We start from the raw sequence: 21870 nt of genomic DNA, 5'->3' as shown, positions 1-21870 counted from the left end.
TCTAGCGTTGGGCAGACAAGTCGCGATCATCCGGCCGGCCATCGGATTCATTCCAGCGGATCAGGCGGCCGCTTGGCAGGCCTTCCAGGACGAGACCGTCCATATCTCCCTCGTTGGTCAGATAGAGTCGGAACGGCATCATTTCGCCCGTTCCGGTGAGATAAACCTGGGGTCGGGAATCCTCCTCACTGAATGATTCCATATCCACGCCACGCCCCTCGACTTCCAGATGAACCTGAAGCCCATCCGGCCACTCCCGGTGGCGAAACTCGCTGCCGGATGGCACAGCCCAGCCTTCATCCCGATATTGAAGAAAGCGATAGCCGCTTCGGCCAATATACAGCCCGTATTCCCCCCCTTCGATCATGGCTCTATCCGCTGCCAGGCCAATAAGGGCATACAGGCGGGAACGTTCCTCGGCTGCCTGATCATCCTCCCCCAGGCGGTTAATCGAGAGCGTGGCAATGGTGACCAGGACGCCGATGATCACAATCACCACCATGATTTCAATTAGGGTAAAGCCCCGGCCGGCGAAACGCATTGGGACGGCGATCAGTCGATATTCCAGTTGCCGATAACCGCGTTGGCACCTTCGCCACCTTCACGACCATCGGCGCCCAAGGAATAAATGTCGAAATCCCCATGCTCGCCTGGCTGGACGTATTGATATTCCCGGCCCCAGGGATCATTGGGTATACGATCCATATATTGGCGCCAATTGGGTGGATTGGGAGAACCGCTGGGCTCACTCACCAGGGCTTCCAGCCCTTGGTCCGTGGTGGGGTAGACGTAATTGTCCATGCGATAAAGCTGCAGTGCCTGCTCGATACTGCGAATGTCCTGGCGTGCCTTGGCCATACGGGCATCATCCGGCCGATCCATGATGCGCGGGACTACAATCCCGGCGAGAATACCGAGAATGACCACCACCACCATGATCTCGATGAGCGTGAACCCTCGGTTGGCTGAGCGATTAAACATAGCGATTCCGACCCCGTCAGTTGACTACTGTTTGAAATGGACTTCCCCATCACACGGCCGCCTCACCCGGACTCCGGCGGGAGTCACCGGGGGCCAGGCCTGGACCGCCGCGTAGCAAAGCATCCATGATACCGCACTTGGCCGTCAATGCCGTCGCTTGCGAGCGCGGCGGCCGCGGAAGGGTGCAAAAGCTTTGATTCCGCGGTGAGGGCCAGAGTTCCGGGTGGTAATGATTGTGGGAGAAGCTATAATCCTGCGGCCATCAAGCTCCGATATTGCCAAACGCTGCCGAGAGGGCCGGAGCCGGATTCCGTACTCATAAATTGACCTTCGCTAAGGAGCACACCATGCCATTTGCCATGATTTTCCCGGGGCAGGGCTCCCAGTCGGTGGGCATGCTGGCCGAACTGGCCGAATCCCAGCGCCTGATCAAAGATTGCTTCATCGAAGCCTCCGACGCCCTTGACGCTGATCTCTGGAAGCTGAGCCAGGAAGGCCCTGACGAGGCTCTGAACCGCACTGAATGGACCCAGCCGGCGCTGTTGGCGGCCGGTGTGGCCGTCTGGCGGGTCTGGCGCGACCAAGGCGGCCCGACGCCGGACTATCTGGCCGGCCACAGCCTGGGGGAGTATGCCGCCCTGGTGGCGGCCGGTGCCCTGGACTTTGCTGAGGCAGTCCGCCTGGTTCAGTTTCGTGGTCAGGCCATGCAGAAGGCCGTCCCGGAAGGTAGTGGCGCCATGGCCGCAATCCTGGGCCTTGAAGACGAACAAGTGACCGAAGTCTGCGGCAAGGCCGCCGAGGGTCAGGTCGTGGAGCCGGTCAATTTCAATTCCCCCGGTCAGGTGGTGATTGCCGGGAACAAGGAAGCCGTGGACCGCGCCATTGCCGAGGCGGAGGCCGCTGGCGCCAAACGCGCCATGCGCCTGCCCGTGAGTGTACCTTCCCATTGCCGCCTGATGGGGCCGGCCGTTGAAGCCATGGCGGAACGGCTACGCTCGGTGAATATTCAAGCACCCAAAATTCCCGTCATTCATAATTTCAATGTGGCCCCGGAACCTACCCCCAGCGGTATCCGGGACGCCCTGGTGGCCCAATTGAACCATCCCGTGCGATGGGTGGAGACCATCGAAGCCTTTCAGGAACGCGGTGTGGAGTCGGTGGTGGAAGCCGGCCCCGGCAAGGTGCTGTGCGGTCTCAACCGACGCATTGACCGGCGCATGCCCGCTTTGCCGGTGATGGACCCCAAGACGCTGGAAAAAGCCCTGGAACAGTTCGCCAGTTGATCTATCAATAAACCCTGCTATTAAGGAGCTTGCATGCTTGACGGAAAACTCGCAGTCGTAACCGGTGCTTCTCGGGGCATCGGCAGTGCCATTGCCCGGAGCCTGGCAGAAGCCGGCGCCCAGGTAGTGGGCACCGCCACCTCCGACAAAGGTGCTGCCGGCATCACCGAGGCACTCAAGGCCCACGGCGGCCAAGGCCTGGCTCTGGACGTTTCCTCCGCGGAATCCATTGAGGCCTTCCTGGCTGAACTCAAGCAAATTGGTGCGCCTGTCATCCTGGTGAATAACGCAGCGGTCACTCGCGACAACCTCATGATGCGGATGAAAGATGATGAATGGAATCAGGTGATCGACACCAATCTGACTGGTGTTTTCCGTCTCAGCAAAGCCTTGCTGAGAGGGATGATGAAAGCCAAAGAAGGGCGCATCGTCAATATCGGCTCAGTAGTGGGCTTTACCGGGAACCCGGGGCAAGTGAACTATTGCGCGGCCAAGGCTGCCGTAGTGGGCTTTTCCAAGGCCATGGCTCGTGAAGTGGGGTCGCGCAATATCACGGTGAATACCGTAGCCCCCGGTTTCATTGAAACCGACATGACCCGTGAACTGCCCGAAGCCCAGCGGGAAGCCATGCTCAATGACGTGGCATTGGGTCGCCTCGGCCAGCCGGAGGACATTGCAGGTGCGGTTCGCTTCCTGGTTTCACCGGAAGGCGCTTACATTACCGGGGAAACCATCCATGTGAATGGCGGCCTGCACATGGACTGAAGCGTCATCCGGACCAGGGGTGGAATTGCCTTAAAGCCGCTCAAATGCGCCAAAGGCGGGCCGACGGGCGCGGATTAAGGTCAATTCAAACAGACCCCGGCCATGTAATGCACTGTTTTTGCTTGTTTTTTCTTTGATTTTCGTAACGGTGTGGCATGGGCAGAAGGTTTTAACTACAATAGCCGCCGCAGTCACGGGGGCGCCATCATGGCACCCCCGTATAAGTTCGGGCCTCTTCTAGCCCAAAGAGTGGGAAAGCGAAGAGGCACCCTGTTTCCACGGGAGGATTTAAGCAAGATGAGCAGCATTGAAGAACGGGTCAAGAAAATCGTTGTTGAACAGCTCGGTGTGAAGGAAGACGAAGTCAAAAGCGAAGCGTCATTCGTGGATGACCTCGGCGCCGATTCCCTGGACACCGTCGAGCTGGTGATGGCTCTCGAAGAGGAATTCGAATGCGAAATTCCCGACGAGGAAGCCGAAAAGATCACCACAGTTCAGCAGGCTATTGATTACATCAATGAGCACCTGAGCGACAGCTAAGCGCTGTCCCTTGATGTCCTTCCGGGACGGGATCTGGCATCCATGTGATGCCGGATCCCGTCTGCTGTAAAACACCGTCCGCAAGAGGTGCAGTTTGGCTAAGCGTCGCGTTGTCGTTACCGGCCTGGGTATCGTGTCTCCGGTTGGTAGTACTGTTGAATCCGCCTGGTCGGATATCCTGGCGGGGAAAAGTGGTATCGGCCCGGTTGAACGGTTCGATGTCAGCCAGTTCCCCACCCGGTTCTCCGGAGAGGTGAAGGGGTTTGACCACAGTGATTACCTGAACCCGCGGGATGCGCGGCGCATGGATCCCTTCATTCATTATGGCCTGGTTGCCTCCATTCAGGCTTTCCGGGATTCCGGCCTGGAAGCCAGCGACGAGAATGCGGATCGTATCGGTGTGGCTGTCGGTTCGGGCATCGGTGGGCTGGATGGTATCGAAAAGGCCCACAAGACCTATCTGGACAACGGCAATGCCAAGCGCATTTCGCCGTTTTTCGTGCCCGGCACCATCATCAATATGATCTCGGGCAATCTGTCCATCATGTATGGCCTCAAAGGCCCCAATCTGGCCCTGGTCACGGCCTGCACCACGGCCACCCATAATATCGGCGTGGCGGCCCGCGCCATTGCCTATGGGGACGCGGATGCCATGGTCGCCGGTGGGGCCGAAATGGGCACCACGCCGGTAGGCCTGGGTGGATTCTGTGCCGCCCGCGCCTTGTCCACCCGCAATGATGATCCCGAAGCCGCCAGCCGGCCCTGGGACAAGGACCGGGATGGCTTTGTGCTGGGCGATGGCGCCGGGGTGCTGGTGCTGGAAGAGTATGAAAGTGCCAAAAAGCGCGGCGCACGTATTTATGCCGAGCTGTCCGGCTTTGGCATGAGTGGGGACGCGCACCACATGACCGCACCGCCGGAAGACGGTGAGGGCGCCCGACGATGCATGGAGTCCGCACTCAAGGACGGGGACATTGCTCCGGAGGAAGTGGACTACATCAATGCCCACGGCACCTCCACCAAGCTGGGTGATCTGGCGGAAACCCGCGCCACCAAGGATTTACTGGGCGATCATGCCAAGAAAATTGCGGTCAGTTCCACCAAGTCCATGACCGGGCATCTGCTTGGTGCGGCCGGCGGTGTGGAAGCGGTTTTCTCTGTATTGGCCATTCGTGATCAGGTGGCCCCGCCCACCATCAATCTAGACAACCCCGACGAGGGTTGCGATCTGGATTACGTGGCCAATGGCGCCCAGGAACGCAAGATCAACGTGGCCCTGTCCAATTCCTTTGGCTTTGGCGGGACCAACGGGACTCTCGTTTTCCGCAAGCTTGACTGAGCCTGGGAGGCCGCGAGCACATCATGCTCGAAGCCAAGCCCAAGGATAGCCTGGCGGCAGAAGTGGTCCAGCTTGAGACCATGCCGAATCTGCTCGGCATGCACCGAGCCAATCCAGAGCGATACCCCTTCTTGCTGGAAAGTGCCGCCCACGGTCCTGAACAAGGCCGGTACAGCCTGCTATTCGCGTTTCCAGGCCGAGAAATCGATCTCAAGGCCGGTGACCCGCCCAGGGATTTCCTCAAACAGCTGGATGAGGAATGGCAGTCGGAACGCCTAGCCGAAGCGGATCGCTCCTTGCCTTTCTCCGGCGGCTGGTTTTTCTACCTCTCCTATGAAATGGCCGGTTTGATTGAGCCGAGCCTGCGCTTGCCACACGACCCCGCGCAGGAAATCGCCTGGGCGGTTCGAATCCCCGCCGCTGTCATTATTGATCATCATGAAAACTGCACCTGGCTGGTCTCGGAGCAACCCGACGAGGGTCGAATCAAACATCTTGCTCAGGATGCCGAGCGTAGTCATGATCGTGATGGCAGTGATCAACACCTCCTGCTGGAAGAGGCACTCACAGAGGAAGCCCCCGAACACTATTGCCACGCCGTGGACCGGACGCGCCGCTATATTCGAGATGGCGATGTATTTCAAGCCAATTTGTCCCGAAGCTGGCAAGGCCGGCTTCGCAGCGGCATCGAGCCAGCCGATGTCTATCAGCGCTTGCGAGCAAGCAATCCCGGCCCCTTCGCCGGACTGGCAGTACGAGGTGATCAGGCTGTCATCAGCTCTTCTCCGGAACGCCTGGTCAGCCGGACCCAAGGCTGGGTCAATACCCGTCCCATAGCGGGCACTCGACCCCGGGGATCGGTACAATCCCAGGACAAGGCCATGCTGGACGAGTTGATCGGCCATCCCAAGGAGCGGGCAGAGCATATTATGCTGATCGACCTGGAGCGCAATGATCTGGGACGCATCTGTCAGCCAGGCAGCGTGGAAGTGGACGAGCTCATGGTGCTGGAGAGTTATGCCCATGTTCACCACATCGTTTCCAACGTCAGGGGCCAGGTTGATGCAGGCATTACTCCGGGCCAGATTCTGGCCGCGGTCTTTCCCGGCGGCACCATCACCGGTTGCCCCAAAGTTCGTTGCATGGAAATCATTGCGGAACTGGAAGCCCGACCCCGTGGCGCCTATACCGGCAGCCTTGGCTATATCAACCGGGACGGCAGCATGGACAGCAACATCCTCATTCGAACCATGGAAACCCGGGGAAGGGCGTTGAGGCTGTTGGCAGGGGCCGGCATCGTCGCGGATTCCATTCCGGAACAGGAGCTGGATGAGACCCGGGCCAAGGCCCGCGGCATGTTGCTGGCACTGGAGCATTGAACCCATGGCGCAAAAGATTCAGGGTCAATGGCAGCTGAACGAAGTCCCCCTGGAGTCAGAAGCATGGCCCAACCGGGGTTTGCAATTTGGCGAAAGCCTATTTGAAACCATGCTGGCCATGGACGGCCGTTTGCCACTCTGGGAGCGTCACTGGGCGCGGCTGAGACAGGGCTGTGAACGCCTGGAGATCCCATGCCCCCCCAAAGCAACATTACGGGAGGATATCCGCCGGATGTGTCCGCCGCAGGGGCGTTGGGTCATCAAGCTCATCCTGACCCTAGCCGGCGGCGATCGAGGTTACCGTCGTCCCAGCGAGCCCGAATCCCAATGTTATCTTGGCTGCTTCCCCGCCCCGGACACCAGCGGACAATTGCTGCAGTTGCAACTTTGTGAACATCGTCTGGGCCGACAGGCGGCCCTGGCCGGTCTTAAGCACAGCAATCGCCTGGACCAGGTCCTAGCCCGGCGCGAAGTGGATCAAGCCGGACGGGACGAAGGGCTGCTGAGGGACGAAGACGGCCGCATCATTGAAGCGGTGGCCGCCAATATCTTCTTGGTCGGCCAGGGGATGGTCCTGACGCCTGAGCTGAGTCACAGTGGGGTGGCCGGGGTGATGCGTGCGGAAGTGCTGGACAGCTGCCGAAAGCAGGGTATCGATGCCCGGGTGACGGAACTCCGGCTGAGGGATATTCTATTGGCAGACGAGGTCTTTCTAAGTAACAGCCTCAATGGTATTCGCCCGGTGGTCGGACTTCATGGACATGATATTCAAGCCCAATGGCCACCGGGTCGAATCACCCATCAACTGCAGACAGTCCTTAAGGAAAAAGGCGTGACCCAATGAGAAATCTCCTGCTCATTCTGGCAGCACTGTTCATGCTGGCACTCAGCGTAACGGGCATTTATGTCTGGCAGCAGTGGTACAACCTGGAAAACGACACGCTGGACCTGAATGAGCCGTATCTCGTGGAGATTGAACGGGGCAGTTCCCTAATGGGGCTGATGCGTGAGCTGGAAGATGAGGGCATTATTGACGATGCCCGTCCAGTACGCGTTTGGTCTCGACTCAGCGATCGGGGACGTCGAATCCAGGCCGGTGAGTACCGCTTGACACCAGATATGACCATACCGGAACTGGTAAACCGCCTGGAAAGGGGAGAGGTGGTATTGCACCGTTTCACCCTGGTTGAAGGCTGGACCTTCCGACAGCTTCGTGAGGCCCTGGCTCGCCATGAGGCCGTTAAGCATACCATTGGGGAGTTGGATGACCATGCCGTGATGGCCACCCTGGGCTCAGAGGCCTTGCATCCGGAAGGATGGTTTCTTCCTGAAACCTACCGATTCTCCCGCGGTACCACGGACCTGGAGATCCTAGGGCGTGCCCACCAGGCCATGCAGGAGACACTGGAAGCAGTCTGGGCAGACCGGGATGGGGGATTGCCCTATGATACGGTCTATGAGGCCCTGATTCTGGCCTCGATTATCGAACGGGAAACCGGCGTGGCGGGGGAACGGCGCAAGGTGGCCGGTGTCTTCACCCGTCGCTTGCGAGAGGGTATGCGTCTTCAAACCGATCCCACGGTCATCTACGGCGTGGAGGATGAAAACTTTGATGGTCGTCTGCGCTATCGTCACCTGAGAACCGACACTCCCTACAACACCTACACCCGCCATGGCCTTACACCCACCCCCATCGCCATGCCGGGTCGCGCATCTCTGGAGGCGGCCGTACAACCGATAGAGGGAGATCATTTGTACTTCGTCTCCCGTAATGACGGCAGCCACCATTTTTCAAGCACCCTGGCAGAACACAACCGGGCGGTTCGAAAATATCAGCTGGGAGAGGATGTGGACCTGGAGAATAATGGTGAATGAGACCACGAAACAAACACCGCCCGGACGATTCATTACCGTGGAAGGCGGGGAAGGGGTGGGCAAATCATCCAATATGGATTTCATTGCCGACTATCTTCGAAAGCAGGATATTACTGTCTGCCGTACCCGGGAACCGGGTGGCACGCCCTTTGCCGAGGCCGTTCGTGAATTGCTGGTGAAACGGGATGCCGCGCCTTTGACGGACAAAGCGGAGCTGCTTCTGATTTTCGCCGCTCGGGACTCTCACCTGCAGGATGTCATCCTCCCGGCTCTGTCACGGGGAGAATGGGTTCTTTGTGATCGATTCACCGATGCCACTTATGCCTACCAAGGTCAGGGACGAAAACTGGGGGAGGCCGCCGTGGCCTGGCTGGAACAATGGATACAGGGAGAACGCCGCCCGGATCTGACGCTACTATTGGACGCACCCGTCTCCATAGGGCTTGAGCGGGCGGACAAAAGAGGGGAACGAGATCGTTTCGAGCAGGAAACGGTTCAGTTTTTCCAGACCATCCGCGAGACCTACCTCGAGCGGGCCGAAGCAGAGCCCGAACGTTTTCGGCGAATTGATGCCAGCCAGTCCCTCAATCAGGTGCAATCCCAGATCCAGACCGAATTGGCACAATGGATCCGACAATTGCCCGAGGCATTATCATGAGCGAGGAAGGCACCTTCCCTCCCCCAAAGCGTCTGCCCTGGCATGAGACGGCCTGGAACGGGCTGATGGCCCGCATCAGAAGCGGGCGATTACCTCACGCCCTGTTGATTGCCGGCCCCAGCGGGGTGGGCAAGCTGCAGTTTGCCGAGTACCTGGTTCAAGCCCGCTTGTGCCGCGAGCCGGACAGCGAAGGTAGCCCCTGCGGGAAATGCGATGGTTGCCGGCAGTTCCTGGCGGGGACCCACCCCGATTGGCGGCGCCTCGCTGTGGAAGCCAAGCGCAAGACCATTCGGGTGGAGCAGGTCCGGGAATTGTCGGCCTGGATGTCTCTTACCGCTTCTCAGTCAGCTGGCAAGCACGCTATTATTGCCCCGGCAGAGATCATGACCACCGGTGCCAGCAACAGCCTGCTCAAGACACTGGAAGAACCCGCTGGGAATGCCTTGTTGATTCTGGTGACTTCCCTGCCCGGCCGACTGACGCCCACCATCCGCAGTCGCTGCCAACAGGTGATGATTCCACGGCCGGATCAACAGCAAGCACTGTCCTGGCTATCGGAGCAGGGGGAGGGGGACTGGCGAGAGACCCTCGCCCTGGCCGGAGGCTCACCCCTGAAAGCCCTCTCTCTTTGGGACAGTGGCGGAGTGGAGCAGGCGCGTGAGAATGCCCGGCGGGTATTGGCCGTGGGCACTGGGCGAGAAACCGTGGTAAATGCCGCCGATCAGTGGATAAAACAGGACCTTGCCTCCGTGATCGCTTGGTGGCGGGTCTGGCTGCAGGCCCTGAGTCGGCAGCTTCAGGCCGGCCCTCAGTATGCCGATGCTCTGAGCAGTGTCCAGGGCGATGAGTTGCAAAAGCTGGCAAGCCGAATAAACTGGAAAGCCTTGCACGAGCTGCTCTCTGCCGTGGATCACGCCGAGCGGCGCTTGGACAGTGCCAATCCCCAGTTATTGGCGGAATCCTTATTGGGGCAATGGGCCCAAGTTTGTGGCATAATCAGGGGTGCACCCGATCAACGGTCGCTCGCTCAAGGGCGGCTAGAAGGCAATGGCTCGGCCTTCACCCAGTAGAAGAGGTTGCAACATGACGGCAGCGAAGGGACCCCAACAGGGTATTCTGACCCTCACCATCAAGGATAAGAGCGCCCTTTATGTGGCGTATATGGGCTTCGTCAAGAATGGCGGTATTTTCATTCCCACCAGCAAACCCTATCGCCTAGGGGATGAAGTGTTTCTACTTCTGAGCCTCATGGATGAACCGGACAAGATTCCAGTGGCAGGCAAAGTGGTCTGGGTGACACCCCGGGGTGCCGGTGGCAAACGCGTTGCCGGTATCGGGGTGCAGTTTTCCGACAAGGATGGTGGCAAGACCCAGCAGAAGATCGAAACCCATCTTGCCGGCGCCATGGGTGCCGACCGTCCCACCCATACGATGTAAGCGCCATGTTGCCTCAGATGCTTATGGTGGTGGCCGGTCTCTGGCTGGCCCTGGTATTCCTGCTGTCCCTGGAAGCGCTGCGCCATCGCTGGATCCTTCAACGCATTCCCGTTCGGATCCACGTGAACGGAACCCGCGGCAAGACCAGTGTGACCCGACTTATTGCTGCAGGCCTGCGTGCCGGCGGCAAGCGTGTATGTGCCAAGACCACCGGGTCCGCGGCCGCCCTTACCGATCCGGACGGTCGGGAGTTTCCCCTCTATCGCCTGAGCGGTGCCAATATCATTGAACAAATGCGCATCATGGGGCGGATGGTGACATTTCGCCCCGAGATCGCGGTCATGGAATGCATGGCCCTGCAGCCGCAGTATCAGTCCCTCACTGAGTTGAAAATGGTCCGCTCCACCATCGGGGTGATTACCAATGCCAGGGCCGACCACTTGGAGGTGATGGGACCGGAAGAGGAGGACGTGGCTCTGGCCCTGGCCGGAAGCACCCCGGTCAAGGGTGAATTGTTCACCGCTGAACGAGATTTGCTACCGGTTTTCGAGCATTCCACCCGTGACCGGGGCAGTGACTTGCATCCGGTTACACTGGACGAAGTTGAAGCCATTGACGAGGCCACACTCAATCGCTTTCGTTATAGCGAGCATGCCGAGAATGTCGCCCTTGCCCTCAAGCTTTGCGAACGCCTGGGTGTGGACCGGGAAACCGCACTGGAAGGCATGGTGGGTCTGGAGCCGGAACCCGGGGCCATGAGAATCCTGCATGTCCGCTATTTCGAACGAGACATGATTTTCGTCAATGCCTTCGCTGCCAATGACCCGCAATCCACAGAGCGTATCTGGGAAAAAATGGTGTCTCGTCATGGCCAGGACAGGCGGCGCCTCGTGCTCATTAATTGCAGAGCCGATCGCCCGCACCGATCCCAGCAACTAGCACAGGCTGTTCCAAGCTGGTCTGCTGCTGACCGTTACATTCTCATGGGGTCCGGAACACTCTTGTTTGCCCGCATGGCGGTCAAGGCGGGACTTGACCCTGAAAAACTGATTGTAGCGGAGCAGAGCTCCATGGTGGAAATCACCGAAACCATTCTTGAGCAGTGCAACCAGAAGTCCCTGGTAGTGGGTGTCTGCAATATCCATGGAGGGGGAGAGGCGGTTGCCCGCTTCTTCCAAAACCGGGCCATGAAGGAAGAAGATCTATGATTGCCCTGAATATTCTGGCCGCTGCAATCGGCATCGGTCTTTTCTTTACGCTGATACTCAGCCAAGCATTTGGTTTAGCGGCCGGTGGACTTGTGGTGCCAGGTTACATGGCGCTGCAACTCACCAATCCCTTGAACGTGGCCGTGACTCTGACCGCTGCTTTGGTGACCTTTCTTATCGTTCGCCTTGTGGCCAGTTATGCCGTGATTTACGGGCGACGTCAGACCATCCTAATGATTCTCACCGGCTATATGATCGCCGGGGTCATGGACTTGCTCTTGGGTGGCCTAATCGCCTGGGCAGATCTGGAAATGATTGGAGAAGGCGGGGATGCCGAGGCCCAGGTGGCAGCCATGGATTCCATTCTGACCATGGCGGTACTGGAGATGAGTGTTATCGGTTACATCATCCCCGGACTGATCGCCATCTGGTTTGACCGCCAGGGCATTCTACAGACCTTGTGTGGTCTGGCGGTAACCGCGGTATTGGTTCGTCTGGCCCTGATCGTCATCATGCCCGATACCCTGGCCGCCTTCGAAGCCCAGCAAGCCAGCCAGATGCCGGGCTGGTAACGGTGAGGAGTCAATCACTATGAGCCGTATGACCAAAATTTATTGGCGTTCTTCCAAGGTACCGGCCTGGGGTTTAATCCTATTGGCCGGGGCCGCCTTGCTGGTGCTGGGCATTGCCGAAGGTTTCCTCAAACGCGACCCTGTCGTGGAGGAAAACTACGCCACCATGGTGGCTGCTTCTCGGACCATGCGGGATGCCATTGAAGTAATCCGCCCCATACGTGGCCGCGTGGAGCCAATCAACCCCACATTCGATCCCCAGCGTTCGGGTCTGATCGGTGTCGCTTCCAGTGAAGTCACCACCACCCGCGGCGGTCTCCAATCCAAGCAAACCACAGTGAACCCGAACTGGGGGGCAGTGGCAGTGAAACTGTTACTGGATGCGGGGGTTGAGTCGGGGGATAAGGTTGCCGTGACCGTGTCGGGGTCATTCCCCGGCATGAATCTGGCGGTTTATTCCGCGCTGCAGGCCATGGATGTGGAACCCATTATCATTAGCTCGGGGTCCTCCTCCCAATGGGGTGCCAATGTACCGGGTATGCTCTGGACTGATATGGAACGAGAACTTCGGAATGCCGATGTCCTGAACTTGACACCGGTGGCGGCATCCATCGGTGGGGTAGAGGACCGGGGGGTCGATCTATCCGACCAGGGTATAAACATCATTCGCCGCAGCATCCAGAGAGCAGGCATCCCCTTCCTTGAGCCCGGCAGTTATCAAGAGGCTGTGGCTGATCGAATTGCTCTGTTCAGGGAGCATTCGGGTGGCGAACCCATCAAGGCCTTTGTCAACGTGGGCGGGGGGGCCACCATCGTGGGCCCGCCGGGCATCGACAGTCAATTCTCTTCCGGCCTCTCAAGAAGCGCACCGCCCCGGGCCTTCGCCGTCGAAACGGTAATGGGGTATTTTCTCCGGGAAGGGGTACCGGCCATTCACTTCATCGGCATTAACAATATGGCAGAACGGCATGGCCTGCCCATTGCCTCGGAAGAACCGGTTCCGGTGGGCAGCGGTGGCATCTACAGCGCCTCTACCTATCGACGGGGGATGGCGGCCGTTCTGGGGCTGTTTCTTATCGGCCTGACATGGCTGATGGTTCACTCCGCCGGCATCACCGCCCTGTGGAGTCGCTCTGGTGAAGGCCAAGGCACCACCCGCCCCATGGTTTGACAAGGGCAGATTGCGACCGGACAAAAGGTTCTCCGTCGGCTTCGTCCAAATAATGTTTGTCCACTCTACGAAGAATAAAAAGCCTCCAGCGTGTGGTGACACTGGAGGCTTTTTATTTACTCATTAAAGGAAGCTTACTTTGGAGACTGGGGACGCCCATCCGGATCCCGGGCAGCCTGACTCTGATCCTTGCCGCTGGGAACAGGGCGGGGACGACCGTCCAGATCAATATGGACATAAGTAATGGAGGCCGTGGCCACACGGACATGCCGGGCCACACCGCCGTCATTCCGTTCGGAGAAAACCGTAATCTCCACGGTGACGGAGGTGTTGCCCACTTTTTTCACATCACAATAGAAGCTCACCACATCACCGACAAACACCGGCCGCAGGAACTTCACATCATTGACAGCAACCGTCACGACCCGGCCTGCGGCCCGGCGGTAGGCCAGAATGGCACCGGCCACATCCGCATGTGACATGATCCAGCCGCCGAATATATCGCCCAGGCCGTTGGTATCCTTGGGCATTGCCAGGGTTCGGACCGCGGCTTCCCGGTCCTCTGGTGGATCTTCCCAGTACATGGGGTACTCCTTGCTTTTTTTAGATAGTTCCTTGAACGGGCGAAGCGGGCAGGGGAGTCCTGCCCGCCATCAAACCTTAGAGTTGCTCCCAGCCGGCATCCGGCTTGAAGCGTTCACCGTAGGTCTTCTCAAGCTTCTCAAGCCGGCTTTTCACTTCCTTGATGCCTTCACTGCGAGCGTAGTTGATGGGGCCACCCCGGAAGGGTGCAAAACCGGTTCCGAAGATAACGCCACCATCCAGGATCTCTTCATTATCCACTATGCCTTCCCGGAGACAGGCCACGGCAGTATTGATCATGGGCAGGATCAAACGATCCGTGAGATCGGCAGGCTGTTCCGAGGCCTTGCTGCGATCCTTGACCGGCTTGCCGTCTTCATACTTGTAAAAGCCTTCACCACTCTTACGACCCAGTTTTTCCGCTTCAACCAGTTCCTCCAGGCGCTTGGGTACGGGCATGCCGAATTCCTTGCCCAGGATCTTGGCGACCGAAAGCCCCACATCCAGTCCTACTGTATCGGCCAGTTCTGCCGGTCCCATGGGCATGCCGTAGTCCTTGGCGGCCTTATCGATGGCCTCCAGGGGAACCCCGTCCTCATAGGCCAACACGGCTTCCATCATGTAGGGCATGAGAATTCGGTTAACCAAAAAGCCCGGTGCGCTCTTGCAAGGCACCGGCAGACGGTTCACGTGGCGGGTGAAAGCCAGGGCTTTCTTGAGCACCGTATCCGGCGTGCTGTCGGTCTTGATGACCTCCACCAGGGGCATCTTGGCCACCGGGTTGAAGAAATGCAGACCCACCAGACGGTCGGGGTCCTGAAGCACTTCCCGCAGGGTTTCCAGTCGAATGCTGGAAGTGTTGGTCGCCAGCACAGCTTCCTTGGGCATGCGAGCTTCCAGATCCTTGTAGAGCTTTTGCTTGGCCTCCACATTCTCGAAAATGGCCTCGATCACCACATCGGCATCTTCAGCCCCTTTCCCCTCGACATCGGGGCGTAGACGGCTGACCGCATCCTGGATCTTGTCGTCCTTTTTGAGTTTCTTCTCGAACAACTTGCGGGCCCGGTCCAGGGCCGGCTGAATGAATTTTTCTTCCCGATCCTGCAGGGTGACGTCGAAACCCGAGAGCGCAGCCCAGGCGGCGATATCCCCGCCCATGACACCGGCACCCACCACGTGGACTCGCTTGAGCTCCAGGTCCTTCTTGTTGCCCTGGCCCTTCAGCGTGTCCTGCAGCAAGAAAACACGCACCAGATTACGGGCAGTGTCGGTCATCATCAGACGCGCAATGGACTGGGCTTCCTCCAGATACATCTTCTCTTCATTGCCCCAGTGCCGGCGCCACAGGTCAATGATGGCGTAGGGGGCCGGATAATGCTGCTTGGGGGCCTTGGGCGCTACTTGCTTTTCCATTTGCCCAGCCAGGATGCTCCGAACACCTGGCAGATTGGCTAGGCGGGCGGCGAAGGGTGCCTTGTTCTTGCCGGGCGGTGTCAAGGCAATCTGGCGAGCGGCTTCATGCAATGCGTCAGGCTCCACCACCCGGTCCACCAGACCGATCTTTCCGGCGGCCTTTGCCTTGAGGCTGCGGCCGGAGAGCATCATGTCCATGGCGTTGAAAACACCCACCAGACGAATGGAGCGAACCGTGCCGCCAAAGCCGGGGTGAATGCCCAGCTTCACTTCCGGCAGGCCCAGTTGGGTGCGTTCATCATCCGCCGCCACCCGGTAGTCGCAAGCCAAGGCCAGTTCCAGACCACCACCCAATGCAAAACCATGGATCACGGCCACAGTGGGGCATTTGAGGGCTTCCAGACGTGCCAGGGCCTTCTGCCCATTCCGGATCAAATCCAAGGCCTGATCGCTACTTTCCAGAGTGGTGAATTCCTTGATATCGGCCCCGGCGATAAAACCGCTTTTCTTGGCGGAATACACCACCAGGCCCTTGAGCTCCTCCTGTTCGATCTCAGCCAGGCGCTTGTCCAGCTCGTCCATCACCTCTCGTGACAGAGTGTTGGCGCTGGCTTCGGGCTTGTCGAACTTGAGCCAGCCAATCCGGCTGCCATCAATCTCAAGATGCCAGTTCTGGTTGCTCTCTTCGCTCATTGGATGCTCCATTTCTGATTGAATGCATTGGAATGGTTTATCGGCCGTTTTGAATCTTCACCGACTGGATTCTTGCTCCGATGCTTCGTCCTGAGGTTCCGCACCGTCATCTGATTCAGTCTCGGATTCATCAGCTTCAGCCAGTTCGGCGATACGTTGACGGAAATCTTCCTCATCGTTATAGACCATGCCGCTGTCGGACCAGGGCAGGGCGCGATAAGCGGCGATATCTCCCCGGTCCAGATAGGGGAACTTGATCACATCAAAGTAGGGGGAGTAATCGAAATCCTTGGGTGTAAACAGACGGGGATTCCGCTTATAAAGCACCATGCTGCCATCCGGGCGGCGCTCGATGAAAGGCAACACCGGAAAATTCACAGCACTGTAGGCCTCCGCCATCATGGAGGAGCAGACATGCCGGGTAGCTTCTCCCACTTTCTGTTCAAACAGGGTTGAACGCCAGCGGCGGGGGAGCAGGGCATAGGGAAAGAAGAAGCGAGCCAGATCCAGAAGCTGTCGGACATCATACTCGACACCCAGCTGCTGGGTTGCATACTGAATCACCTGCTGCTGATCTTCACTGCTCAGCCCCATGGGGCGACAGATCCGCAAGTGCTCCCCCTCGTACTTGCTGAGCGGGGCCACCACGGTCCCTTCACCCAGGAGGCTCTCGATTATTAGCTGCTCGCTGGGGTCCCCATCATAATGGGCCTGAATGGCTTCCCGGAGGGCCAGATCGTCAATGTCCAGCAGACGGCCGATATAGATGGCCGAATGGGTCCAGTTGGTCTGGGTTACGGTCTTTATGACCTGGGAAACCCGGGTTCGGCCCTCCACCAGAACCACATCCCCCGGCTCCACTTCAAAACACAGGCGGGCGAAATTACTGTACAGATGGCTGGGCGGGACCACATCGGCCCGTAGCCAGTTGACCCCCAATTTGAACAGTCCGCTGCCGATGCCCATTATGCGGAGGCCTTTCGCACCGAGGAATCCATGGTTGAAGGCGATGCCCCATCTTCCAGCTCAACCGTCATTTCCAGCTGGGGCGGCGGTGCCTTGAGGCCGGCCACCAGAAAGGGAATCAGCTCCTTGACGGCGCGCTTGGTATCCCGCGGATCGGCTTGGCCTTCGATCAGGCGCAAGAGCTCACCGCCCGACAGGCCTTGAGTCAGGGCACCGAGCAGGAATTGCAGCCGCCAGCAAAGGGACTCACTGGGAAGATCGGGTATGGCATGGCGCAGGGCCTGGCGGTAGCGATCCAATACATGCTGGTACTGGCTTGAAAACAGCTTCTCGAAGTAATGACGGGCTTCACTGTAGCCCTGGGCCAGCAGGCGCATAAAGATCCGGCCACCACGGACTTCATCCGCAGCCAAGCGCGCCACCGGCAGGACGAAGGATTCCACGATTTCCTCTACCGGAATGGCGGAGTCGCCGTACTGCTTTTCCAGCGTTTCAATATTGCCCAGCCAACCATCGGTTACCGGACCCAGACGCCGTTCATAAACGGCATCAATGAGGCCATCCTTGGAACCAAAATGATAGTTCACCGCGGCCAGATTCACCCGGGCCCGGCTGGTAATCTGCCTGAGGGAGGTGGTGGCGATGCCTGTCTCTGCGAAAAGGAGTTCCGCAGCGGAAAGGATACGTTCTTTGGTCGGGCTGGAGACAGTAGTCATGATGATTGTCAGCTTCACTCATTACGGTAAGGGCGCCAGGCACATGGCAAACAAGGAGGAGTAGGGCGCCAAACGCACTAAACCGCGAAACGCGGCACCTTCCGATCGGTTTTAAACAGCTGTTTCAATCATACTGTGGCCCCCGGGGGCGACGCAAGCGGTGCCGACTCCCGGCTCTGAATCGATCCTTATGGGTCATCCTGTTTGAAGGTGGTGCCGGGGGGTACCTGCAACAAACGAATCTGAAGCTGGCGATCGACCACATCAATCGCCTGTTGGCGGGAATCCTCATCACCTTCCTCACTGGCTGCCAGCCCCTGAAGAATCCGGGCCTTGGTGAGCCGGCGCTTGTACTGCGCCGCCCGCTCATAGACATACAACCAGTCGTTCTCGGCCCGATCCCCATAGCGTCTGGCCGCATATTCCCGCAACAGGGCAAGCCGAAGTTCATTGGCCAGAATGTATTCCCGGGCATGGTTATCCGTTTGAATCACCTCGGGCTGCTCCCGCCTGAGACGACTCTTGTCGTCTTCCGGCAAGCGCAGAATCTCCACATTGATCATGCGCCTATCCACACTGGCCATCATCTCCTGGCGAAGCTTGGTCAAAGGGTACTGGCCACCGAGGATCTTTTCCTCAAACGTCAAAAGATCATCGTAAATCGCTTGTCGCTGGTGGGACGCCAGGATTCGCCGGGCTTCGGCCCGCAATTTGTGGTGGGAGGACGCCAGATCGGCCTCCATCCATTCCGCCCACACCCGTGCCATGGTGACATCCGGGTCCTTGACCGTGGTGTAGGGCCGCTGGTCCCGCTGACGACGCAGAACCAGCACTACGCCGCCCAGCACGAACACGGTGAGGAGGAGGGCGGTGAGAATCATAAAGGGAATGGAGTCCATGCGGAAGCTGTCATCCTCTTGCTGCAAAAAAGGGCACTGACACCCGATTACTGTACTCGTGGACTGGCGTAGCCGTCAGCCGATTACCCGGAAATCACATACCAGCGGCAAGTGATCGGAGAGTCGAATATCCGGGATTTCAAAGTGGCTGACTTCCAGCCCCTGGCCATAAAGAATGAAATCCAGCTGTCGGCTCGGGGCCCAGCTGGGATAGGTTGGTTCACCGGTAACATTGACGTTTTTCAGGCCCGCGGCTTCCATGAATAGATGCATTTCATAATCCCCCCAGAAGGTATTGAAATCCCCTGCCACAATCACCGGCTTTCGGCTGCGACCTACCAGGCTATGCAAATGCCGCAGTTGATAATGACGATGACGATATTTAACCGACAGATGGACCAGGAACATCACCACGTCATCAAGCTCTATCTCTAGAATCAGCCGCTTGATACCTGCATCAAAATAATGGAAGTGTTCCTGGACGATGGGCTGGGAGGTGAGAATGGCGTTACCCTGTTTTTTAACCACCGGCAGGCGGGTATTCAGGGAACGGTCAGCATATTTGGATTCAAAGGAATGAAAATGCCCCAGGGCATTGGCAACGTACTCCGCCTGATTCACCGCGCTGGTGCGAAAGGACCCCATGTCCACCTCGGTGAGGCCTACCAAATCCGGTTTCACCGTTTCAATGAAGCGGGTAATTCGATCGAGATTCTTCGCTGTGGACCGCAGATAGCCCGCCAGTGGCAGAGGGAAATGAAATCCTGGGCCAATCCCCGTGGCGTAGCGTATGTTGTAATTCAATACCCGCATCGAATGCTTGGTTCCCAGCGTGGATGATTAATGTGAACAATTCATCATACGCAGTTGATCCGGAAGGCGAAAGCCACCACCAGGCGGACCCCGACGCGCGGCTCTTTTTTGAGGGTGACCCGCTTTATGACGCCATGATCGGGGACATCCTGGATGCCCGGAAACAGGTACTGCTGGAGAGCTACATCTTTGCAGAAGATGTCCTCGGACATCGCTTTGCCCGGGCCCTGACCACCGCAGTCGCCCGTGGCGTGCACGTTCGGCTCCACGTCGACGCTGTAGGCTGCCTTTTCGAGGCCAGTAGCCGGTTTTTTCGGCAGTTAAGCCAGCAGGGCGTCGAAGTTCGGCATTTTCATCGCTGGTCCTGGCGCGACCCTTGGCGTTACAACTCAAGAAACCACTGTAAGCTATTGATTATAGACGATAAAGTTACCTACATTGGGGGCTTCAATATCCACAATGCATCGTCCGCCCGCCAAAGCGGCGCCCGTCGTTGGCGCGATACCCATGTACGCCTGACCAACCCGGCAATCACCCGGGAAGCGGTGGCCATCTTCCAGGCACTGTGGGAACACCGCAAACGGCGACTCCCACGAAAACACCCGGTGCATGACGGACTCATGCTCGTCAGTAATCGAAGTCAACATGAGCGCAGTCGCTTCAGGAGCGTCTTCCGGGAGGCCATGGCGCAGGCACAGCAGCATATCCGCATTACCACGCCGTATTTCGCGCCGGACCCGCTCACGCGCCGACACATGATCAAAGCAGCCCGGCGGGGTGTCCGTGTCGAATTGCTATTACCCGCGGTGAGCGATCAACGCCTCCTGCAAGTCCTGGCCCGAAGCATGTATCGCGAGCTGCTGGACGCAGGCATTCATATTTTTGAATACCGGAACCGGGTATTGCACGCCAAAACACTCACCGTGGATGGCCGCTGGGGCACCGTAGGGACCGCCAACCTGGATTACCGCAGCTTCTTCCACAACCTGGAACTCAACCTGGTATCTACCCGAAACACCATCAACCAGACACTGGACGCGCAGTTCCAGCGCGACCTGGCGCAATCCGACAAGATTCAGAGCGGCAACCTGAGCCAACCCAGCTTGCTCTGGCGCGTCCTGGGCCGCATCGCCTGGGGGCTGAGACGATGGCTCTAATGCCCGAAGAGGGGGTATCCCAGCAAACCCATTTCACCCAAACCACTTATCCTCGACCCTCCCAAATATGCGCATAATATATATTATGACAAGTTATTGTGTATGGCGGTTTTGAATCGAGCCTTTTAAGGTCTGTCTGCTGGGGAGAAATGGTGAAATTGGCGCTTTCCGGCCAAGAACCACGCCAATGCTAGCCGAGGCCGAGGATCTGGACATCCTCGCCGTCCCAGTGGAGCTGGAAATGGCGAGTCTGGATGACAGGCGTGATGGCCGGCGGGCGTAGCAAGGCCACGCATTCCCCGCCGGGATGGCGGACGCTGCGGTAGTGAATGCCCCAGGACTGATCCTGTTTGGCGGCCTGGCCGAATCGTTGGGCATGGTGCCAGCTGTCCGGGTCGTGCAGTAGGCCTGGCCTGGTTTCTCCCCGGATATCGATCAGAGGCCGGGTGACGCTGCCCTGGTACAGCCGCATGGTCTGACGAGGTTCGGCGGCGGGATTTTGTCGATACCATTGGCGGCGATGATAGGCCACTTCCCGGGCCGCGACCCGGGGTGAGCTGCCGGCGTAGTAGACGCCGTAGTCGCCCGGAGAGAAACGACTGCCCTGCTCGTTCACATGACAGAACGCCGCCATAACCGGGGAAGCGCCTTCGCCGAAGACCCAGTCGGCTTCCGGGACGGCCCGAATCTCGCCCAGCTCCTGGCGCAGGCGATCATTGGTGACACTCTCCACCATGGCCGCATCGTGCAGCTCTTCCGGATTGGCGCAGTGATCCCAGAGCTGAACCGGCGGATGCCGTGAAGGCACGGCCCGGTACCAGTTCTGACGCTCGGGACGGGCTTGAGGCCAGGTGGAAATCGCCGGAATCTCAGGCAAAATCGCCCCCGCGCAAGCCGTCCAGGTAACGCCGGGTCACGTACAGATCAGCCACCAGGCCGCCCAGGAGACGGGCTTTTGGCGTATCCCCGCCGAAAGGCGGGCCATAGGACGGGCTGTTCATCCAGCGGCGAATGGCCGCCTCATTGCCCAGCAGGATCTCCAGGGCCTTCTCGACGCCCAGCACATAAGAGACGCGCTCAATGAGATCGGGGCTGATAGCGCGGGCGCTGAGGCCGTCCGAGAGGTAGCGGGACAGGGAGCGGGGTGCCAACCCCAGTACCCGGGCGATTTCAGCGTTGCTGAACCCCCAGCTTTTCAGGGCCCGCACGGCAACCTGAAAAGCATTGGGCATGGCTCGCCCAATGGAACGGCTATGCTGGGTAAGCGTGGATTCGCGCATGATCGTCCCTCCTTTTCCATATTACTTAGTATATCAGGCCATTTGGCGCCCATAAAGTTCGCCATTTGGCGCGAAACGGAAGAGGCCATGGCCCGGAACGGTGGCTGTGCTTAGATTAGGGGAAAGCAAATTGCTTAGGGAGG

At 58.6% G+C, this 21870-nt stretch carries 24 protein-coding genes; 14 read left to right on the top strand and 10 right to left on the bottom strand.

The window, feature by feature from the left end:
- Position 1: 1 nt before the first annotated feature.
- Together gspH and gspG are read right to left on the bottom strand one after the other, a co-directional pair.
- Positions 2-541 carry a type II secretion system minor pseudopilin GspH gene (gene gspH / locus J2T60_RS04215; RefSeq protein WP_253445838.1) on the bottom strand — a complete coding sequence of 180 codons (540 nt, stop codon included), beginning with the start codon at positions 539-541 and terminating at the stop codon, positions 2-4.
- An 11-nt stretch (positions 542-552) separates the two neighbouring features.
- The gene (gene gspG / locus J2T60_RS04210) at positions 553-981 is read right to left on the bottom strand and encodes a type II secretion system major pseudopilin GspG (RefSeq protein ID WP_253445835.1); all 429 of its coding nucleotides are present in this window, start codon (positions 979-981) and stop codon (positions 553-555) included.
- 347 nt (positions 982-1328) lie between these two features.
- Between gspG and fabD the strand changes: the two genes are divergently transcribed.
- The 13 genes from fabD (at position 1329) to pgsW (ending at position 13208) form a co-directional block, all read left to right on the top strand.
- A complete protein-coding gene (gene fabD / locus J2T60_RS04205) occupies positions 1329-2264 on the top strand; it encodes an ACP S-malonyltransferase (protein ID WP_253445832.1) in 936 nt (311 codons plus the stop codon).
- A 33-nt stretch (positions 2265-2297) separates the two neighbouring features.
- Positions 2298-3029: a 3-oxoacyl-ACP reductase FabG gene (fabG, locus tag J2T60_RS04200; RefSeq protein WP_253445829.1), complete on the top strand. Its 732-nt coding sequence runs from the start codon at positions 2298-2300 to the stop codon at positions 3027-3029.
- Between the two features lie 297 nt (positions 3030-3326).
- The gene (acpP, locus tag J2T60_RS04195) at positions 3327-3569 is read left to right on the top strand and encodes an acyl carrier protein (protein WP_253445826.1); all 243 of its coding nucleotides are present in this window, start codon (positions 3327-3329) and stop codon (positions 3567-3569) included.
- A gap of 94 nt (positions 3570-3663) precedes the next feature.
- Complete coding sequence (fabF, locus tag J2T60_RS04190) at positions 3664-4908, top strand: beta-ketoacyl-ACP synthase II (RefSeq protein ID WP_253445823.1); 1245 nt, start codon at positions 3664-3666, stop codon at positions 4906-4908.
- A gap of 23 nt (positions 4909-4931) precedes the next feature.
- Positions 4932-6287 (top strand): aminodeoxychorismate synthase component I, encoded by a 1356-nt coding sequence (locus J2T60_RS04185; protein WP_301288308.1) that lies wholly within the window; start codon positions 4932-4934, stop codon positions 6285-6287.
- 4 nt (positions 6288-6291) lie between these two features.
- Positions 6292-7131 (top strand): aminodeoxychorismate lyase, encoded by an 840-nt coding sequence (gene pabC / locus J2T60_RS04180; RefSeq protein WP_253445820.1) that lies wholly within the window; start codon positions 6292-6294, stop codon positions 7129-7131.
- A complete protein-coding gene (gene mltG, locus J2T60_RS04175) occupies positions 7128-8162 on the top strand; it encodes an endolytic transglycosylase MltG (protein ID WP_253445817.1) in 1035 nt (344 codons plus the stop codon). Before pabC ends, mltG begins: the two co-directional genes overlap by 4 nt.
- Complete coding sequence (gene tmk, locus J2T60_RS04170) at positions 8155-8820, top strand: dTMP kinase (protein ID WP_253445814.1); 666 nt, start codon at positions 8155-8157, stop codon at positions 8818-8820. Before mltG ends, tmk begins: the two co-directional genes overlap by 8 nt.
- Positions 8817-9890: a DNA polymerase III subunit delta' gene (locus J2T60_RS04165; RefSeq protein WP_253445811.1), complete on the top strand. Its 1074-nt coding sequence runs from the start codon at positions 8817-8819 to the stop codon at positions 9888-9890. Before tmk ends, J2T60_RS04165 begins: the two co-directional genes overlap by 4 nt.
- Positions 9891-9903: 13 nt before the next feature.
- Positions 9904-10257 (top strand): PilZ domain-containing protein, encoded by a 354-nt coding sequence (locus J2T60_RS04160; protein ID WP_253445808.1) that lies wholly within the window; start codon positions 9904-9906, stop codon positions 10255-10257.
- Positions 10258-10262: 5 nt separating this feature from the next.
- Positions 10263-11465 (top strand): poly-gamma-glutamate synthase PgsB, encoded by a 1203-nt coding sequence (pgsB, locus tag J2T60_RS04155; protein WP_253445805.1) that lies wholly within the window; start codon positions 10263-10265, stop codon positions 11463-11465.
- Positions 11462-12037, top strand: coding sequence for a poly-gamma-glutamate biosynthesis protein PgsC (gene pgsC / locus J2T60_RS04150; protein ID WP_253445802.1), 576 nt, complete (start codon positions 11462-11464; stop codon positions 12035-12037). Before pgsB ends, pgsC begins: the two co-directional genes overlap by 4 nt.
- Positions 12038-12056: 19 nt before the next feature.
- Positions 12057-13208, top strand: coding sequence for a poly-gamma-glutamate system protein (gene pgsW, locus J2T60_RS04145; RefSeq protein WP_253445799.1), 1152 nt, complete (start codon positions 12057-12059; stop codon positions 13206-13208).
- A gap of 134 nt (positions 13209-13342) precedes the next feature.
- Here the strand turns inward: pgsW and J2T60_RS04140 are convergent, their stop codons facing one another.
- The 6 genes from J2T60_RS04140 to J2T60_RS04115 all read right to left on the bottom strand — a co-directional run bounded on the left by J2T60_RS04140 (position 13343) and on the right by J2T60_RS04115 (position 19290).
- A complete protein-coding gene (locus J2T60_RS04140; protein ID WP_253445797.1) occupies positions 13343-13792 on the bottom strand; it encodes an acyl-CoA thioesterase in 450 nt (149 codons plus the stop codon).
- Between the two features lie 76 nt (positions 13793-13868).
- A complete protein-coding gene (locus tag J2T60_RS04135) occupies positions 13869-15896 on the bottom strand; it encodes a 3-hydroxyacyl-CoA dehydrogenase NAD-binding domain-containing protein (RefSeq protein ID WP_253445794.1) in 2028 nt (675 codons plus the stop codon).
- Positions 15897-15953: 57 nt separating this feature from the next.
- On the bottom strand, positions 15954-16862 hold the full coding sequence (locus J2T60_RS04130) for a YiiX/YebB-like N1pC/P60 family cysteine hydrolase (protein ID WP_253445791.1): 909 nt from the start codon (positions 16860-16862) through the stop codon (positions 15954-15956).
- Positions 16862-17578 carry a TetR/AcrR family transcriptional regulator gene (locus tag J2T60_RS04125; protein ID WP_253445788.1) on the bottom strand — a complete coding sequence of 239 codons (717 nt, stop codon included), beginning with the start codon at positions 17576-17578 and terminating at the stop codon, positions 16862-16864. Before J2T60_RS04125 ends, J2T60_RS04130 begins: the two co-directional genes overlap by 1 nt.
- A 188-nt stretch (positions 17579-17766) precedes the next feature.
- Positions 17767-18477: a hypothetical protein gene (locus J2T60_RS04120; protein WP_253445786.1), complete on the bottom strand. Its 711-nt coding sequence runs from the start codon at positions 18475-18477 to the stop codon at positions 17767-17769.
- Between the two features lie 75 nt (positions 18478-18552).
- Positions 18553-19290: an endonuclease/exonuclease/phosphatase family protein gene (locus J2T60_RS04115; RefSeq protein ID WP_253445784.1), complete on the bottom strand. Its 738-nt coding sequence runs from the start codon at positions 19288-19290 to the stop codon at positions 18553-18555.
- A gap of 32 nt (positions 19291-19322) precedes the next feature.
- Between J2T60_RS04115 and J2T60_RS04110 the strand changes: the two genes are divergently transcribed.
- Positions 19323-20447 (top strand): phospholipase D-like domain-containing protein, encoded by a 1125-nt coding sequence (locus tag J2T60_RS04110; protein ID WP_253445780.1) that lies wholly within the window; start codon positions 19323-19325, stop codon positions 20445-20447.
- 190 nt (positions 20448-20637) lie between these two features.
- On the opposite strand, the gene J2T60_RS04105 is transcribed toward J2T60_RS04110, so the two are convergent.
- Positions 20638-21324 carry an RES family NAD+ phosphorylase gene (locus J2T60_RS04105; RefSeq protein ID WP_253445777.1) on the bottom strand — a complete coding sequence of 229 codons (687 nt, stop codon included), beginning with the start codon at positions 21322-21324 and terminating at the stop codon, positions 20638-20640.
- Entirely contained in the window at positions 21317-21727 is a 411-nt protein-coding gene (locus J2T60_RS04100; RefSeq protein WP_253445774.1) for an antitoxin Xre/MbcA/ParS toxin-binding domain-containing protein, read from the bottom strand. Before J2T60_RS04100 ends, J2T60_RS04105 begins: the two co-directional genes overlap by 8 nt.
- Between the last annotated feature and the right edge of the window lie 143 nt (positions 21728-21870).

It is taken from the genome of Natronospira proteinivora, assembly GCF_024170465.1.
Classification (GTDB): Bacteria; Pseudomonadota; Gammaproteobacteria; order Natronospirales; family Natronospiraceae; genus Natronospira; species Natronospira proteinivora.
The sequence above is the reverse complement of the archived record's forward strand: the minus strand, read 5'-3'. Positions and strand labels throughout refer to the sequence as shown.

What these genes read in the sequence shown, in the direction of transcription:
- pgsW (WP_253445799.1), top strand. Translation starts at nt 12,057, where the DNA reads ATGAGCCGTATGACCAAAATTTATTGGCGTTCTTCCAAGGTACCGGCC.
- J2T60_RS04160 (WP_253445808.1), top strand. Translation starts at nt 9,904, where the DNA reads ATGACGGCAGCGAAGGGACCCCAACAGGGTATTCTGACCCTCACCATC.
- gspG (WP_253445835.1), bottom strand. Translation starts at nt 981, where the DNA reads ATGTTTAATCGCTCAGCCAACCGAGGGTTCACGCTCATCGAGATCATG.
- J2T60_RS04125 (WP_253445788.1), bottom strand. Translation starts at nt 17,578, where the DNA reads ATGACTACTGTCTCCAGCCCGACCAAAGAACGTATCCTTTCCGCTGCG.
- pabC (WP_253445820.1), top strand. Translation starts at nt 6,292, where the DNA reads ATGGCGCAAAAGATTCAGGGTCAATGGCAGCTGAACGAAGTCCCCCTG.
- pgsB (WP_253445805.1), top strand. Translation starts at nt 10,263, where the DNA reads ATGTTGCCTCAGATGCTTATGGTGGTGGCCGGTCTCTGGCTGGCCCTG.
- J2T60_RS04130 (WP_253445791.1), bottom strand. Translation starts at nt 16,862, where the DNA reads ATGGGCATCGGCAGCGGACTGTTCAAATTGGGGGTCAACTGGCTACGG.
- fabD (WP_253445832.1), top strand. Translation starts at nt 1,329, where the DNA reads ATGCCATTTGCCATGATTTTCCCGGGGCAGGGCTCCCAGTCGGTGGGC.
- J2T60_RS04115 (WP_253445784.1), bottom strand. Translation starts at nt 19,290, where the DNA reads ATGCGGGTATTGAATTACAACATACGCTACGCCACGGGGATTGGCCCA.
- J2T60_RS04140 (WP_253445797.1), bottom strand. Translation starts at nt 13,792, where the DNA reads ATGTACTGGGAAGATCCACCAGAGGACCGGGAAGCCGCGGTCCGAACC.
- mltG (WP_253445817.1), top strand. Translation starts at nt 7,128, where the DNA reads ATGAGAAATCTCCTGCTCATTCTGGCAGCACTGTTCATGCTGGCACTC.
- J2T60_RS04185 (WP_301288308.1), top strand. Translation starts at nt 4,932, where the DNA reads ATGCTCGAAGCCAAGCCCAAGGATAGCCTGGCGGCAGAAGTGGTCCAG.
- pgsC (WP_253445802.1), top strand. Translation starts at nt 11,462, where the DNA reads ATGATTGCCCTGAATATTCTGGCCGCTGCAATCGGCATCGGTCTTTTC.
- J2T60_RS04100 (WP_253445774.1), bottom strand. Translation starts at nt 21,727, where the DNA reads ATGCGCGAATCCACGCTTACCCAGCATAGCCGTTCCATTGGGCGAGCC.
- gspH (WP_253445838.1), bottom strand. Translation starts at nt 541, where the DNA reads ATGCGTTTCGCCGGCCGGGGCTTTACCCTAATTGAAATCATGGTGGTG.
- J2T60_RS04120 (WP_253445786.1), bottom strand. Translation starts at nt 18,477, where the DNA reads ATGGACTCCATTCCCTTTATGATTCTCACCGCCCTCCTCCTCACCGTG.
- fabG (WP_253445829.1), top strand. Translation starts at nt 2,298, where the DNA reads ATGCTTGACGGAAAACTCGCAGTCGTAACCGGTGCTTCTCGGGGCATC.
- acpP (WP_253445826.1), top strand. Translation starts at nt 3,327, where the DNA reads ATGAGCAGCATTGAAGAACGGGTCAAGAAAATCGTTGTTGAACAGCTC.
- J2T60_RS04135 (WP_253445794.1), bottom strand. Translation starts at nt 15,896, where the DNA reads ATGAGCGAAGAGAGCAACCAGAACTGGCATCTTGAGATTGATGGCAGC.
- J2T60_RS04165 (WP_253445811.1), top strand. Translation starts at nt 8,817, where the DNA reads ATGAGCGAGGAAGGCACCTTCCCTCCCCCAAAGCGTCTGCCCTGGCAT.